This window comes from Neisseria sp. HMSC065D04 (assembly GCF_001815675.1).
Lineage (GTDB): Bacteria > Pseudomonadota > Gammaproteobacteria > Burkholderiales > Neisseriaceae > Neisseria.
The window spans coordinates 1-245 of sequence record NZ_KV821505.1 but is presented as its reverse complement, the minus strand read 5'-3'; the positions used below and the strand labels follow the sequence as shown (position 1 = coordinate 245).

Annotated in this window: 1 protein-coding gene; it reads right to left on the bottom strand. The window is 54.3% G+C overall.

Features of this window, described 5'->3' with window-relative positions:
• Positions 1–230, bottom strand: a 230-nt coding sequence (locus tag HMPREF3050_RS05570; RefSeq protein WP_246830233.1) for a type VI secretion system Vgr family protein, incomplete at its 3' end; no start/stop codon positions are given.
• Between the last annotated feature and the right edge of the window lie 15 nt (positions 231–245).

Below are 245 nucleotides of genomic sequence, written 5' to 3'. Positions count from 1 at the left end.
ATGGCATCGTCCATATCCAGCACTTTGCCGTTGGCGTCTTGGTTTTGTGCGCTGACGAGTATGCCTTTGCCCGCCCGTACGGCACCCCAGCCGTCGGTTCTGAGTTCGAAGCCTTCGCCGTTTTCTCCGCGTTTCTCCCGACTTGAGTCGACGATGTGGCCGAGGTTGAGTTGGGATTTTTGGTAGTCGGTGGCGAGTTTGATGTGTTCCTGACCTTTTTGGTCTTCCATCCTGAGTTTGTTGTT